Source organism: Paraburkholderia sp. BL23I1N1, assembly GCF_003610295.1.
Lineage (GTDB): Bacteria > Pseudomonadota > Gammaproteobacteria > Burkholderiales > Burkholderiaceae > Paraburkholderia.
In genome coordinates this window covers 4052385-4067189 of sequence record NZ_RAPV01000001.1, presented here as the reverse complement: position 1 = coordinate 4067189, position 14805 = coordinate 4052385, and the positions used below count along the sequence as shown (strand labels likewise).

10 protein-coding genes, 1 pseudogene and 1 riboswitch are annotated in these 14805 nt (G+C 61.0%); of the genes and pseudogenes, 7 read left to right on the top strand and 4 right to left on the bottom strand.

From position 1 onward, the window contains the following. Window positions 1-23: 23 nt before the first annotated feature. Window positions 24-221: riboswitch (cobalamin riboswitch) on the top strand. 96 nt (window positions 222-317) lie between these two features. From B0G76_RS18950 to B0G76_RS18930, 5 genes and pseudogenes are all read left to right on the top strand, one after another. After that, on the top strand, window positions 318-2249 hold the full coding sequence (locus B0G76_RS18950) for a TonB-dependent receptor domain-containing protein (protein ID WP_120293944.1): 1932 nt from the start codon (window positions 318-320) through the stop codon (window positions 2247-2249). Window positions 2250-2455: 206 nt separating this feature from the next. Then, window positions 2456-3154 (top strand): annotated as a pseudogene (locus B0G76_RS18945) (porin); the annotation flags it as partial. A 28-nt stretch (window positions 3155-3182) separates the two neighbouring features. Then, on the top strand, window positions 3183-3566 hold the full coding sequence (locus tag B0G76_RS18940) for a BON domain-containing protein (RefSeq protein ID WP_120293943.1): 384 nt from the start codon (window positions 3183-3185) through the stop codon (window positions 3564-3566). Between the two features lie 492 nt (window positions 3567-4058). Then, the gene (locus B0G76_RS18935) at window positions 4059-4622 is read left to right on the top strand and encodes an isochorismatase family cysteine hydrolase (RefSeq protein ID WP_120293942.1); all 564 of its coding nucleotides are present in this window, start codon (window positions 4059-4061) and stop codon (window positions 4620-4622) included. A gap of 273 nt (window positions 4623-4895) precedes the next feature. Then, entirely contained in the window at window positions 4896-6443 is a 1548-nt protein-coding gene (locus tag B0G76_RS18930) for an EAL domain-containing protein (protein ID WP_120293941.1), read from the top strand. Window positions 6444-6561: 118 nt separating this feature from the next. On the opposite strand, the gene B0G76_RS18925 is transcribed toward B0G76_RS18930, so the two are convergent. Then, the gene (locus tag B0G76_RS18925) at window positions 6562-7758 is read right to left on the bottom strand and encodes an aminotransferase class V-fold PLP-dependent enzyme (RefSeq protein ID WP_120293940.1); all 1197 of its coding nucleotides are present in this window, start codon (window positions 7756-7758) and stop codon (window positions 6562-6564) included. A gap of 334 nt (window positions 7759-8092) precedes the next feature. Here B0G76_RS18925 and B0G76_RS18920 point away from each other — a divergent pair, with 334 nt between their 5' ends. Next, on the top strand, window positions 8093-8815 hold the full coding sequence (locus B0G76_RS18920) for a response regulator (protein ID WP_120293939.1): 723 nt from the start codon (window positions 8093-8095) through the stop codon (window positions 8813-8815). Between the two features lie 309 nt (window positions 8816-9124). Beyond that, window positions 9125-10417, top strand: a complete 1293-nt coding sequence (locus tag B0G76_RS18910; protein WP_183082089.1) for a TAXI family TRAP transporter solute-binding subunit — start codon at window positions 9125-9127, stop codon at window positions 10415-10417. A 101-nt stretch (window positions 10418-10518) separates the two neighbouring features. Here the strand turns inward: B0G76_RS18910 and B0G76_RS18905 are convergent, their stop codons facing one another. The 3 genes from B0G76_RS18905 to tkt form a co-directional block, all read right to left on the bottom strand. Next, window positions 10519-11283: a hypothetical protein gene (locus B0G76_RS18905; RefSeq protein ID WP_147394063.1), complete on the bottom strand. Its 765-nt coding sequence runs from the start codon at window positions 11281-11283 to the stop codon at window positions 10519-10521. A gap of 409 nt (window positions 11284-11692) precedes the next feature. Then, window positions 11693-12658, bottom strand: coding sequence for a D-2-hydroxyacid dehydrogenase (locus B0G76_RS18900; protein WP_120296533.1), 966 nt, complete (start codon window positions 12656-12658; stop codon window positions 11693-11695). Window positions 12659-12676: 18 nt separating this feature from the next. Continuing rightward, entirely contained in the window at window positions 12677-14704 is a 2028-nt protein-coding gene (gene tkt, locus B0G76_RS18895) for a transketolase (protein WP_120293935.1), read from the bottom strand. Between the last annotated feature and the right edge of the window lie 101 nt (window positions 14705-14805).

Genomic DNA, 14805 nt, shown 5'->3' with positions numbered 1-14805 from the left:
GTTGACGGCAGCCACTACGCATCGGTACGCTTCGCGCTGATGGTTCCCGTCACCGGGATCAAAAGGGAACGCAGTACGAGCAGTCATGCTCCGAGTCTGCGGCTGCCCCCGCAACTGTAAGCGGCGAGTCTGTGCCACTCATGACCACTGGATCCCCGGGAAGGTCGGCACGTGACGTTGACCCGCGAGCCAGGAGACCTGCCATCAAACCGAGGTCTGCGCAGCCATACCGGGGCGGGGTGTCCCGATGTGCAAGCACCGCCTATGCGGTCGCCCGTTGCAACGACAGCCCCAGCCTCAGGATCTGCCGTTCAATCATGAAGTTCCGTCATTTCATCATCACCTCTGCCCTGACCGTCTCGGCGTGGCAGGTTGCACACGCCGCAGACGACGCGTCGTTGCCGCAGTCGGAGCAGGTTCCGGCCGAAACCACGCTGCCGAATATTCTCGTCACGGGCGACACCCAACACCTGCCGCAATCGTTCGACCAACGCTACGCCACGACTCAGGTCCTGACGCGCACCGACCTCGAACGCCTGTCACCAGCCGACCCGAGTATCACGCAAGCCCTCGCCACGCTACCCGGTGTCACCGTTTCGCAAAACGGCGGCCCAGGGTCCACCGCCTCGGTCAGCATTCGGGGCTCATCGGGTAATCAGGTCGCCGTGTTTATCGACGGTATCCGGGTCGGTTCCGTGACCACCGGGGTGGCCGAGTGGGCAGATCTGCCGACCTCCGCGTTCGACCGCGTCGAAGTCATCTCAGGCCCGGCGGCCGCGTCGTTCGGTGCGGATGCGATGGGCGGCGTCGTGCAGCTGTTCACCAACCATGCGTCCAATCAGCCGAACCAGACCACGGTCTCCGTAGGCGGCGGCTCGAACAAGACCTTCGATACACAAATCCGCACGTCGGGCAGTATCCCGTCCACAGGTCCGCTCTCGGCACTGTCCGGACTGACCTACTCGCTCGGTTTGCACGACTACAACACCGCGGGGATCGATGCGACCCAGCCGTACGCCTATGGCCACGAGGATGGCCGGAACCCGTACCATGCCCAGGATCTGGATGCGCGTCTCGGCTATACGCACGACAATTGGTCGCTCTCCACGTTCGCCCTGTACCACAAGTCCGATCTGTCTTACGACAATGCAGGTGGTGCCGACCGGCAGCTCGATCATCAGCTGACAACAGGCCTCGCGTTTCATCTGGACATTACGCCGTCCACCCAGTTTGACCAGTCGGTGGGCTACGCCACGGACCGCCAGTTCGTCTACGCGAACGATCCGACTATCCCGACCGATGAGATCGACTCGACGCGCTTCAGCACCTCGACCTCGCTAACGCATCAGGAACGCGGGCTGACACTGTTCGGTCTGCCGCTGTCTGGGGAGACGAAGCTCGCATACGACTTTAGCCGTGAGCTAGCGTTCCTGCCGGTCGATATCCCTCAGGGCGTGCCGGCACGCAACGATTCGTCTGTCTCACTTCATCAGTCAGCCACGCTCGGTGCACTGACGGTGTTCCTGGCGAGCCGCCACGAGATTGTTCAGGGCCAGTCGGTCAATACAGGCAATGTCGCCGTGGCCTATGCCATCACGCCGGTGTATACGGCGCGACTCTCGTATGGCAACGCATTCCGCCTGCCGACGTTCAACGATCTGTACTATCCTGGCTACTCGAACCCGAACCTGTTACCCGAGCGCAGCGACACGGTTGAGGCCGCGCTGGACGCCTCGACGTCTTTCGGCACCTTCACGGCCGCGGTTTATGACACCAGGGTCCATGACCTCATCTCTTTCAACGCTGCGACCAAGTTGCCCGTGAACATCGGGCGGGCCCACATCCAGGGTATCGATCTGTCGTACAAAGGCACCGTCGGCAAATCGACACCTGTCAATCTCGCGGTGGGCCTGCTGAATCCGCAGGACGTCACCGACCAGACGTGGCTTCCGCGCCGTCCGCGCCAGACGGTCAGCCTGAGCGTCGATCACATGTGGGACGAGTTCCACCTTCACGCCCTCAGCACCGGGGTCTCGCTGCTTTACGGAGGCTCGACCTTCGACGACCAGTTCAACGCGACCTATCTGCCGTCGTACACAAGGGTCGATCTGCGCGCCGCCTATAAGGTCAACTCGCATCTCACCGTGTCCGCGAGTCTGTCGAATCTCTTTAACCGGCAGTATGTCACCGCGTACGGTTACAACACGCCAGGCCGCACGGCGTTCGGCAAGTTGGCGTACACGTTCTAGAAGGAATGGCACTTACTTAAGCCTGCATGGAGGAGAAGACGCGGGTAAGTGCTTGAAGAGAAAGGGAGGGGGCTGATCCAGGGATTGATAGGATGGTTGTTACCAGGCAAACACCCGTCTCATTCCAAGGACCGGTCCCCATGGATCGTAATGCACGAAGTCATCAGAGGCAAACACGAGGCGGCGTTCAAAGCCGGGCGTGCAGGGCCCAGGCGGTTGACAGCATTCTGACCGCATGGCTCGGTCTGAACCAGGTGGCGGGCTGGCCCGGGACCAACACGAACGTGCCGATCGGTGCGCTGTACGACAGCAACGCGCTCGTCTATCCGTCGCCGAAGTTCTACGGCGCGTCGGTTGCACTCGAGTACGCACCGGGCGGCGTGCCGGGCCAGATTCAGGGCGGCACGCGCGAATCGGCGGTGCTCAGATATTCGAACTACGGCCTCAATCTGTCCGCCGTCTACTACAACGCTCACGACACGAACCTTGCGACGGCCGCGCCGACCGGGCTCGACAACAATCGCTTCTATTATTTCGGCGCGAAGTACACGTTCCGCGGCGTATCGGCGTCGGCGTCGGCGTCGTACGGGATCGGCAAGAATCCGTCGAACACGAACCTCGCGGACTACGAAATGATTTCGGGTGGTCTCGGCTATCAGTTCACCCCGTTCCTCAAGGTCACGTCCGGCTTCTACTATCTGAAGGACCGCAACCACTCGGCGAACCATTCGAGTGAATACGTGATGGGCGCGGAATATGGCCTGTCGAAGCGCACGACCGTCTATGCACAGGTCGGGTACGTCGCGAACCGCGGGACGATGAACCAGACGATCACGTACGGACAGCCCGTCGCCCCGGGCGTGTCGACCACGGCCACGATGATCGGCCTGCGTCACAGCTTCTGATGAATTGAAATCGACACGGAGAACAACGATGAAAACGATGAATGGACTCAGGGTGGCACTCGGCGTTGCGATCGCCGCGGCGTCGATCAGTGGATGGGCCCAGGACGGCGCGTCGGCGGGGGCATCGGCTGGTACAGCCAGCGCGGCGGTTACCGCGTCTGGCGGCATGACGGCCACCGCCGCGCGGCAGGCGAATCGGGCGCTGCGGCGCAAGGTGTATGCGGCGCTCGCGAAGCACAAGGAGATCGATGCGGGCAACATCGGCATCACGGCGAAAGGCGGCGCGGTGACGATCAGCGGCACGGTCCCGGACGCGTCGCTGATCAACACCGTCGCCGAGGTCGCGAAGGGTGTAGAGGGTGTGACGTCGGTGGGCAGCAAGCTCACGGTGCAGAAGCCGTTCGGCGAGTAGTGTTGCGCTTGGATCGGTCCACCTCGATAGAACGCATCGAAATCAAGTGAACCCCGATGCACCCATACCGGACGGCATGGGTGCGACCGCAACGCTTCAATCAGGTCGCGGTCACGCCGTCAACGGAGTAGATTAATGTCTTGGTCACGCCCCCCGGCGTCTGACTTGGGAGAGAATCATGAACGGACGTTACGCGGTTTCGTTGGTAGTCGCCGCAAGTCTTGCTGTTTCATTCGCATTCGCATTCGCATTTGCTCCCGAAGTCGTGGCACAGACACGCGCCCCCGGGACGAAGCAGATGCAGGATACGCAACGAAAAGCCGAACAAAAGGCCATTAGCACAAACAAAAAGCCTCACCACAAAGACCCTCACCAGAAAGGCGTGCCTCAAAAGGCTGGAAGCGCCGTATCGGCATCCGCCCCCTAGTTTCCATGGTTGTCGGTCGATTAAATCATTCTGTTCGGATGCTTAGCTGTAAAGGAGAAATGTAAATGGAGGCAATCGCGCCGGCGCAAACCGCGCTTGTCGTCATGCATTACCAGACCGACATTCTTGGGCTCTTTCCATCGGTCGCGCCGACCTTGCTCGCCAATACGCGCAAGCTATGCGACGCGGCGCGGGCCAAAGGCGTCAGCGTCTATTTCGCCAACCTCCGGTTCAGTCCGGGCTATCCGGAAGTCAGTCCACTGAACAAGAATGGCCAGGGAATCAAGCAACTTGGCCTCTTCGTCGACGACAGGACCGCGCCGGAGTTACGCCAGCAGGCCAGTGAACCGGTCATCACCGCGCATCGCGCCAGCGTGTTCTTCGGCACCGATCTGCAGGCACGACTTTTCGCACAAGGTGCCGATTCGCTGATTATGGTCGGCATTGCATCGACCGGTGTCGTGCTGTCGTCCGTCGCGTATGCGAGCGACGCGGACTTCCGCCTCTACACGGCCAAGGATTGCTGTTACGACCCGGATCAGGTGGTACATGAACATCTGTTCTCCACCGCATTCGATTCGCGCACCACCGTACTGTCGCTCGCGGATGCCTTGCGGCTGCTCGCCTAGACGAATTTCCGGACCACGCTGCCCAATGCATGTGGCATAAGCCAACCCGCAGCGGACTCAGACGACGAAACGACCCACGTCCACTTACCGTCGAAGATCGGCTGTTCATATTCGCCGGCAGCGCACGTGCGGCGCACCAATCAAACGCATTGATAAAATGACGCCAGACACTATCCTTCATGCTGGCATCGCACTTCCACGCGTTCGACCCTGAGCACGCCGCACGCGTGGTGCGAGGTCTGCCCTACAGCTATTCACGACGGAACTCGCGAGATGATCAAGCGGCTGTCGCTTATTTCTGCTTCTATCGCACTGGGTTGCATCGCGACGGTTGTCCCAGTACTGACCAGCATCTATTTCGCCGACGAAGACGCAGAACGTCGCGAGCAAGAAGATCTGCAGCAGTTTGCCGAGAAAGCCGTGATGCGCGCGGAGCTTGTCACCTATCAGGCATTCGCCGCTATCGCCGACATGGAGGAAGTCCCCGGCCGCCCCTGCTCTCCCGTCCATATCGCGCGACTTGCCCGCGTGGTTTTTAATTACCGCTACGTGCAGGACGCGGGTGCTTACGGTGGCGGACATTACTTGTGCTCACCGCTTTTAGGCGACGTTCAAGCGCAGCATCTGACGATGCCTCCGCCCGATTGGCGGAGCAACGACGGCTATCTGTTCTGGTACAGGCAGAAGAACCCCCTCAGCGAAGAGCGTCAGGATATTCAGATCGGCCGCAACGGACACTATGTCTCGATTGATCCGCAGTCCTACGTCGATCTTATTGACCCCGCCCGGAGACCGATCGCAGCGATCAATGTCGAGACCCATACAATCCTCGCGATGTCGCCTGGTGCGAATGGCGACGACATGCTCAACGCATGGAAGCTGGCTGGGCAAGTGGACAATGAACAATGGCACTACGCTGTGGCCCGTTCGCCAAGCCGGCCCTTCGGTGTGGTAGTCAAGTCTCCCCGTAGCAGCCTCGTGGGTCACTGGCCGGGTTTGCTCATGATGTGGCTTTCGATCGGTGTCCTCGTTGGCGGTGTGCTTGGCTGGATTGCGTTCAGGCGGATCTCGCGACAACTCTCCTTCGCGGCGACGCTCGAATGGGCAATAGCACGCAAGAGAATCGACGTGGTCTTCCAGCCGATTGTCCGTCTCGCGAGCGGCGAATGCGTGGGCGTGGAAGCGCTCGTCAGATGGAACCTGAACGGGCGCACCATCTCGCCGGAAATCTTTGTCGCGGTCGCGGAGCAAAACGGCCTTATTCAGGCGTTGACGGACCTCGTTCTGGACAAGACGATCGACGAACTGTCGAAGCTCTTGCGCTCGCGTCCTTCGTTCTATGTCTCTATCAACGTGAGCAGCGATGATCTGCGGACGCGCCGTTTCCTGGACGTTATCACCGCCCGGCTGGAAGGAACGGGTATCCGCCCTGCTCAGGTCAGAATCGAAGCAACCGAGCGAAGCTTCATGGATGCCGACGCAACGCGGCAAACAATAGCGGCATTCCGGGAGGCAGGTCACCCGGTCTATATCGACGATTTCGGGACCGGGTATTCCAGCCTTTCATATCTGCAAACCTTTACGGTCGACGTCCTGAAAATCGACAAGTCATTTATCGACACCATTGCTCAAGAAGCCGCCTCCAGTGTCGTCGCGCCTCACATCATCGAGATGGCGCACGAACTGGGCGTAGAAATCGTGGCGGAAGGCGTCGAGCATGAAGTCCAGGTCGATTACCTGGTACAGAGAGGTGTGCAGTATGGGCAGGGCTGGCTGTTTGCCAAGGCCATGCGTGTCAATGAACTGACCGTCTGGCTATAACCGAAAGCAGAGCGGCACTTCAGCCGGTCAATCAGTGAGCCGGGAGCGCAACGAGACAACCGATCTCGTTTCAAGTTTAAAGAACCCGGGATTCGATCGCGCATTCATATTTAGATTTTTAGATTGCCAGCGCTCGTATGCCATCCAGCAACGTGTCGATCTCCGATTCGGTAGTCAGATAGCTTACCGACGCACGCGCGATCTGCTTAAGTCCCCTGGGCTCCATATCCAAAGGCGTGTAGCTGACACCGTTACTGCCGATCACGACCCCCTGCTCCGCCAGTTTTCGCTGCACCGATGCCGCCTCCAGCCCCGCAATGTTGAATGCCACCAGCCCGGACTGTTCCCGGCCCTGATCCAGAACCGTCACGCCTGGAATTCCTGCGAGTTGCACGCGCAATGCTTGTGCAACGCTTTCGATCCGAGCGCGAATATTTTCAATGCCGATCTCCAACGCCTCTTCCAACGCGTTAGCCAATCCGCAATGCAACGCCAACGACGCTTCCGCCGACTCGAAACGCGCCGCGTCGTCGCGCAAGACGGGTTCGCCGTCGGCACCCAGCGGCGCGGATCGCGTGTCGACGAATGCCGGCGTCAAGCGGGATAGAAAATCCTCTCGCACGTACAGCAGGCCCGTGCCTCTCGGACCACGCAGCGCCTTGCGGCACGCGCCGGTCAGGACATCGCACCCCACGTCGGCGACATCCACAGGAAGTTGCCCAACCGCCTGAGCGGCATCGATGAGATAGGGGATGCCGTGGCGGCGTGCCACCTGCCCGATCGCCGCGGCCGGATTGATCAGCCCGCCGTTCGCCGGCAGCCAGGTCAGCGCGATCAGGCGCACTCGTTCATCGAGCATGGCCTCCAGCGCCTGCGGATCGACGGCGCCGCTCGCATCGGAGGGAATGACTTCGATCGTCGCCCCTGCGCGCTGCGCCGAGAGGCGCATGGCAGCCAGATTGCCGCCCCACTCGTGACGCGCGACCAGGATCCGTTCGCCGGGTCGCCAGGGCCCCAACGCGGCGAATGCTGCGCCCCAGCCTGGCGAGCAACCCGTCGTCAGGGCGATCTCCGCCGGACGGGCGTTCAGCAGTCGGGCAGCAAGCAGGCGAGCGCGCTCAGTCTGCTCACGCCCCGCCACGCCGGCCTCCATCGGGCCCGTCGTGGCTTCGAGCCACAGATGAGCGCGCATCGCCTCCAGCGTGGCGGAGGACGGCAGCGAGGCCCCCGCGTGATTGAAATGCGTGGTGCTTTGAGTGCCAGGCGTGCGGGCGCGCAGCGCGGCCACGGCAGCATGCGAAAGGGGAGAAGGCATAGTTGGTCCAATGACGCGCGTTCGGGTCACGCTCGTATAAGGAAAACCCGATTCTATTGGCTCGACCTTCGTGCGACCAACCAATTTTTTGCACGCCACGTAGGGGAAGGCGCTGGCCTGCCGCCGTCGTCGGGCCTCTCCCCTCAAAAAAACCCACCATCCGGCGACGGATTCCCGCAGGCCGCTCCGTTAAAGAAGCTGGAGCACAACGTTCGCGGGCCACGAGCATTCTGACGGCATTGAAAGCTGGCGCGGCAAACCCGGTAGCCGCCATGTGGAAAAGCCAACGTTATTGCAACCCCGTGTCCCGGCTTATGCGCTCAATTTCCTAACCATGACAACTCAAATACTGGTCGTTGACGACGATGTCGAATTCCTTGAGTCGCTGGCCGACTTTCTTGGACGAGAGGGCATGGTGGTCTCCGTTTTGCACGAAGTGAAGTCGCTCGGGGAGCACATCGAACGGAATCCGCCCGACCTGATTGTTCTCGACCAGATCATGCAAGGCGTGAACGGCCTCGCCGCGCTGAGCACGCTACGCGCCGCGGGCAACGCCGTCCCCGTGATTCTGGCCTCCGGGCCCGACGACATGGACCGGATCGTGGGACTCGAAATGGGCGCGGACGACTGCATCGGCAAACCATTCAATCCTCGCGAGCTTCTTGCCCGAATGCGGGCCGTATTGCGGCGCCGAACGCTATCTGCCTCGACCTCTTCGCGGGAAGATCACGCGGTCGTCGGATTCGGCCCGTTCACGCTGGATCTCCAGTTGCATACGCTCAACATGGAGAACAGCCGGCTTACGCTTTCGGCGGGAGAATTCGCGCTGCTTAAGATCTTCGTCAATCATCCCATGCGCACACTGACCCGCGAGCGCTTGCTCGAGTTGCTGCACGGCCCGCAAGACGATCATACCGACCGGGGCGTCGATGTTCAGGTGTGGCGGTTGCGCAGGATCCTCGAAACAGACCCCTCCACCCCGAGGTTCATTCAAACCGTCCGCAGTCACGGTTATGTGTTTGTGCCGGATGGCGCGCGACAGGCCTCGAAGCACTGATTGTTCTTCCGTCGCGACGATCGCAAAGATCGAAACGATCGCAAAGATCGAAACGATCGCAACCCTGAGTGCGGAAGTGGACAAGGCGTTCAAGGCGCTGCATTATCCTTCCTGGCTGTCAGGCACCACCAGCGGCGCGACAAGGCCAACGCTGCTCGCGGCGTAGCCTGCAACGATTGACAACGCTGCCGCCTCGACGCTTTCTCCGCGTCGATTGCGCGTGGCAGAAACCTGGCGAACAGCGCCGAACGGGAGAGGCGAACAATGCCCAGGCATAACCCAGCGCTTCATCGCAACGAAAAAGTCCCCATGACACCGGGTCGCCGGCGGCTTCTCATCGCCGCCGCAATACTGCTGACGGCCGCACTAGGCTGGGGACTCGCGGTGATACTCGAGCCCGCCTTCCGCCACACGATCGTCATCACAACCGGAGCGGACAACGGGATCTATCGCGGCTTTGCAGATCGCTATGCGCCCATTCTGAAGCGCGATGGCATTACGCTTGATATCCGCAGTTCGTCGGGTTCGAGCGAAAACTATCAGCGGCTCACAGATCCGAACAGCGAATACGAGGTGGGCTTTATCCAGTCCGGCACCACCAGCCCCAAAGAAACCGATCAACTGCAGACCATCGCCGCGGTCTCCTATGAACCGATCTGGGTGTTCTACCGTGGCGCGTCCACCATCAACCGGCTGGCACAACTCCGCGGCAAAAAGATTTCAATCGGTGTGCCTGGCAGCGGGCTGCTGAACGTCTCTCAAGTATTGCTCGGGTACAGCGGCATCACACGGGACAATACAACGCTGCTCGAACTGGACGCAGCCAAATCCTATCAAGCCCTTGAAAACGGCCAACTGGATGCTGCCTTCTTTATCGGCAGGCCCGATGCGCCCATGCAGACAACGCTGCTGAACAGCGATCTCAAGCTGATGAGTTTTGCGCAGGCCGATGCGCTGGTGCAGAAATTCCCGTCGCTATCCAAAGTTATTTTTCCGCGCGCCGCAACCAGCATCGTCGACGATCTGCCGCAAGCCGACGTCACGCTGCTCGCCGCCACCGCCTTGCTCGTCTCCAAAGACACGCTGCACCCCGCGCTCGCCTACCTGTTGCTGGACGCGGCCAAAACCGTCCACGGCGGCGAAGACTACTTCACGCCGCTTGGCGTGTTTCCCAATCTGAGAACCGAGGAATTTCCTGTTTCCGGAGAGAGCGAGCGTTACTTCAAAACGGGGCGCCCTTTCCTGCAGCGTTATCTGCCATTCTGGCTGGCCAGCTTTATCGAAAGACGTCTGCTGATTCTGCTGCCCTTCATGGCTTTACTGCTGGGTCTGCTGCAGGCGTTACCGCGCATGGCGGAGGCGCGCATCAAGAAACGCCTGGTTGTCTGGTATCGCGAGATCAAAGCGCTCGAAGATGAAATATGGAAAAACAGTCATCCAACTCAAGACCAGATTGCGCAATGGCAGAATGAGATCGAGCACATCGATGCGTATGCCAATGAGATCAGAATGCCGCAGCGTTATTTCCAGGACGTTTACGCACTCAAACAGGCGATCGGCGTAGTACGGGACCGAATTTCCCGGATAGCCGGGGAACACTAGCACCAACGGCACCATGCTCAACGGAACATGAACGCGGAAGCTCACCCGATCTCGTGGACTACGTGTTCTACCGGTAGCTGTCCGCGCGTCATGTCTCGTGCTTACTTCACGTTGGACTGGTTGGGTGGCGGCAGTGCTGGATCGAGTTTCGCGGACTCTCTCACGAGCTGATCCGTCATCGCGGCCGCGACCGGATTCGAACCCGGCCGATACGGGTCGTTACGGCTGGTTTGTTGGGGCGGTGGCGGCGGCAATGCCGGATCGAGTTTCGCGGATTCTTTGACCAGCTCGTCCGTGAACGAGGACGAAGACGAGGACGAAACCGGATTCGAGCCGTGACGATACAGAGTGTCACGCCTGCTTTCGGTTCGCGGCACAGCGGCGATCTTCAGCTCAACGATCTTCGGCTCAACAATTTTCGGCGCAACATAAGCATGCACTGGGGCCGCTGCGCGCGCATGCGTGTCCGGCTGCGGCGCAAGCACTGCGCCGCCAGTAGCTGGCACGCCGGACGCCGTCACCACTGTCCCGCTTGTCGACTGCCTGGGGTCAGTCGGCATGTTGCTTGCAAGCGCTATGTTGCCGGAGGGCGCTTCGTTGCCGGAGGGCGCTTCGTTGCCGGAGGACGCTTCGTTGCCGGAGATCGGCGCCGCACCGGCCACACTTCCCGCAGTCACATGGGTGTCACCCAATCGGGAAGAAGTCGCAGCCAATTCCGTTGCGCCGTTGGTCGGGACGTCGGTGTCGGCCGTCGAGTCAGGGCTTTTTTTCAATAGTAAAAAAGCGCCGAACACCACCTCGACGATAAGCACTCCGACAATCAATGATGTACGTAAATTCCTCATATTAACCAACGATTCGTTCAATCGATGCGATTGGATTGATGACGGCCGTCAACTCAACAACCACGTTGAACGGCAGGGTCGCGGCGTAAGCCAGCGATAAGCTGATGTGGGGATGATTTGCGCGACCCGCACACGTTGATGGTCCAGCGGCAAGGGTTCGGTGATTCACTTCACCGAACGGCACGCGACACCCTTATATGCTAATGCGAAAAAGCAATCTGTGCTGAACGGTTGCGGGGGTCCGATCGAAATAGTCCGAAATCCACGAGCATTTTTCGCGCCTGAGCCCGCAGCCACGGCCACAGGACGCTACGGCGCAATGCTATGGAACTTTCGATTGAGGAAAGAGAACGTTTCGTCCGGTGGGGTCAGATTTTTGTCGGCAACGAGCTAGTTCTCTTCGCGATCGAGATGGTCTCGATCGGGTCAATCAATACGACCCTGACACCAGATTGGTCGGTGCACTGTTGACGAAATTTTCAATGTTGTCCATTAATTGATCGGCAAGAGGCTGTTGCGCCTCGTCCGACGCCCATGCGACATGTGGCGTCAGAATGACGTTCGAGCGGCCGGCCGCTCGCATCAGCGGATTGTCGTCACGCGGCGGCTCGCTCGCGGTCACATCGAAACCGGCACCGCTGATCAACCCTTCGTCAAGCGCCCGCACCAAGGCGTCCTCGTCGACCAGTCCGCCGCGCGCCGTGTTGATGATCAATGGCTTCTTTTTCATCGCGCGGAACTCGGGCATGGCTAGCATGTTCCGCGTATTCGGCGTGAGCGGACTGTGCACGGTGATAATGTCGCTGGTTGCAAGCACCTCGTCCCACGGCGTGTAAAGCGGGCCGAGACCCTCTTTCCCTTTGTGCGCGGCGAACATCGGCAGCATGCCGAAGGCTTTGCCGATTTCAGCGACGCGTTGCCCCAGCACCCCTTCGCCGATGATACCAAGCCGCGCGCCCGCCAGATCGTGAATCGCATGCGTGAAAAAGCAGAACTGCCCTGACTTCTGCCACTCGCCGGCGAGCACGTCGTTGCGGTACGCGATCAGGTTGCGCCGAAGCGTCAGGATCAGCGCAAAGGTGTGTTCGGGCACGGTGTTGATCGCATAGCCGCGAATATTGCTCACCGCGATTCCGAGTCGCTGGCAGGCCGCTTTGTCGACGCAGTCGGTGCCGGTGGCGGCCACGGCGACAAGCTTCAGATCGGGCAACTGATCGAGCACTTCTTGCGTCAGCGCCACCTTGTTGATGATCGCGATCGATACCCCGGCGAGCCGCTCCAACACCTGCTCAGGTGTCGTGTTGTCATACTCGATCAATTGATGATCGAAGCGCGGTTCGCGCAACACGATTTGCGGCGCGAGCGTGGCGCGGTCGAGAAAGGCGATCTCATGCATGTCCATGTCCTTGTAGATTTACAGATGCCGCTTTGCTTCGGTCACGACATGCTGCGCCGTGATACCGAAGTGCGCGTACAGCGTCTCCGCGGAAGCCGAAGCACCGAACCCGGTCATCCCGACAAAACCACCGCGCTCGCCCAGATAGCGGTCCCACCCGAACCGCAGTGCTGCCTCGATACCGACGCGCACCGTGTTTGAACCTAGAACCGCGGCGCGATAGTCGGCGCTCTGCGCATCGAAGATTTCCCAACACGGCATCGACACCACGGCGGTCGCAATGCCCTCTTCCTGTAACTGACGGCGCGCCTGCAGCGCTATCGCAACCTCGGAGCCCGTGGCAAGCAGCGTCACGGCACGCGCGCCGCCCTCCGCTTCGGCCAGCACATAAGCACCGCGGCGCGACAACGACTCGGTGCTGTGCTCGCGACGCACCAGCGGCAACGCCTGCCTTGCAAAAACCAGCGTACTCGGACCGTGCCGATGCTCGAGCGCGAGCGCCCAGCACTCGGCGGCCTCCACCGCGTCCGCGGGACGCAAAACGCGCATGTTCGGCATCGCGCGTAACGAGGCGAGTATCTCGACGGGCTGATGCGTCGGCCCGTTCTTGCCGACGCCGATCGAGTCGTGGCTGAACACGAAGTGCACCGGCAAGCCCATCAGTGCGGCCATCCGCATCGCCGGACGCTGATAGTCGGAAAACGCCAGATACGTCACGCTGGTCGCGACGATGCCGCCGTGCGCAGCCATGCCGTTAGCCATCGCGCCCATCAGATGTTCGCGCACGCCGCAATGGACGTACGCACCGCAGCGGTCATCGGCAGTGAAGGCGTGCAACTGGCGCTTGTGGCCCGTGGGCGCTTCGAGGTCGGCGCAACCCACCATGCGTTCAGGCAGCAGCGGCGCGAACAGATCGCTGATCTCGCCGGACACGGTAATGCCAGACTGCGGCTCGTCGCGTTCCACGGCGCGCCTGCGGTAAGCGTCGAGCACCTCGCGCCAGCCTTCCGGCAAGCCACCCGCCTGGACCCGTTCGAACTCGGCGCACTGCGCGTCCGGCAACGCGGCGAGGCGCGCGTGCCACGCGTTGTACTCCTCACTACTGCGCCGGCCCGCTTCGCGCCATGCGTTCAGGACGGCGGCGGGCGCGTCGAACGGTGCATGCGGCCAGCCGAGCTGTTCGCGCGCCGCCTCGGCATCTGCTTGAAACAGTTTGCCGCTATGTCCGCCACGCTGCCCTTGCAAGCGCGCGATACCGCGGCCGATCACCGTCTTGCACGCGATCATCGATGGCCGCGGATCGGCGCGCGCAATCGTCAACGCGGCGGAGACCGCCTCGAGATCGTGACCATCGACTTCGATCACCTGCCAACCGCCGACGCGAAAACGTGTGCAGACGTCTTCGCTGATGGAGAGTGAGGTGCTGCCGTCGTCGGTGATCTGGTTGTCGTCCCAGCAGAGAACCAGTTTGCCCAGCCGCAGATGCCCGGCCAGCGAAATCATCTCCTGACCGATCCCCTCCTGCAGACAGCCGTCGCCGACGAACGCATACGTGTAGTGATCGACAAGCTCGCTGCCGAATTTCGCCGCAAGATACGCTTCGGCGATAGCCATGCCGAACGCGTTGGCAATGCCCTGTCCGAGCGGACCCGTGGTCACTTCGATACCATGCGCCGGTTCGTACTCGGGATGCCCCGCGCAGTGCGAGCCGAGTTCGCGGAAGGTCTTCAACTGGTCAAGGCCGATCGCCGCATAACCGGTTAAGTACAGCAGCGAATACAGCAGCAGCGAACCGTGTCCGTTGGACAGCACGAAGCGGTCGCGATCGGGCCAGGTCGGATCGGCGGGATTGAATTTGAAGTGCCGGGTGAACAGCGCGGTGGCGATTTCGGCCATGCCGAGCGGCACACCCTGATGGCCTTCTCCGGCTTGCAGGATCGCATCGATAGAGAGAAAACGGATCGCGTCGGCGAGCGGCAACGGCAACGGCACAGTCGAAGCGTGCGAAGCAACCGGTGCAGCGGACTGAGCTTCGGTGGTGGACATGACAAAAGGCTCCTCTACGTCGGCCTGGCAGGCAGGGCGGCGGCAATCAAAGCGGATTGAAACGGATTGAGCGAAAAAACGTCATGCGAGGCTGCGCAACG

Bases quoted from the DNA above. Each gene is read 5' to 3' on its own strand.
- B0G76_RS18910 (WP_183082089.1), top strand. From the start codon at position 9,125: ATGACACCGGGTCGCCGGCGGCTTCTCATCGCCGCCGCAATACTGCTG.
- tkt (WP_120293935.1), bottom strand. From the start codon at position 14,704: ATGTCCACCACCGAAGCTCAGTCCGCTGCACCGGTTGCTTCGCACGCT.
- B0G76_RS18935 (WP_120293942.1), top strand. From the start codon at position 4,059: ATGGAGGCAATCGCGCCGGCGCAAACCGCGCTTGTCGTCATGCATTAC.
- B0G76_RS18925 (WP_120293940.1), bottom strand. From the start codon at position 7,758: ATGCCTTCTCCCCTTTCGCATGCTGCCGTGGCCGCGCTGCGCGCCCGC.
- B0G76_RS18900 (WP_120296533.1), bottom strand. From the start codon at position 12,658: ATGCATGAGATCGCCTTTCTCGACCGCGCCACGCTCGCGCCGCAAATC.
- B0G76_RS18930 (WP_120293941.1), top strand. From the start codon at position 4,896: ATGATCAAGCGGCTGTCGCTTATTTCTGCTTCTATCGCACTGGGTTGC.
- B0G76_RS18940 (WP_120293943.1), top strand. From the start codon at position 3,183: ATGAAAACGATGAATGGACTCAGGGTGGCACTCGGCGTTGCGATCGCC.
- B0G76_RS18950 (WP_120293944.1), top strand. From the start codon at position 318: ATGAAGTTCCGTCATTTCATCATCACCTCTGCCCTGACCGTCTCGGCG.
- B0G76_RS18920 (WP_120293939.1), top strand. From the start codon at position 8,093: ATGACAACTCAAATACTGGTCGTTGACGACGATGTCGAATTCCTTGAG.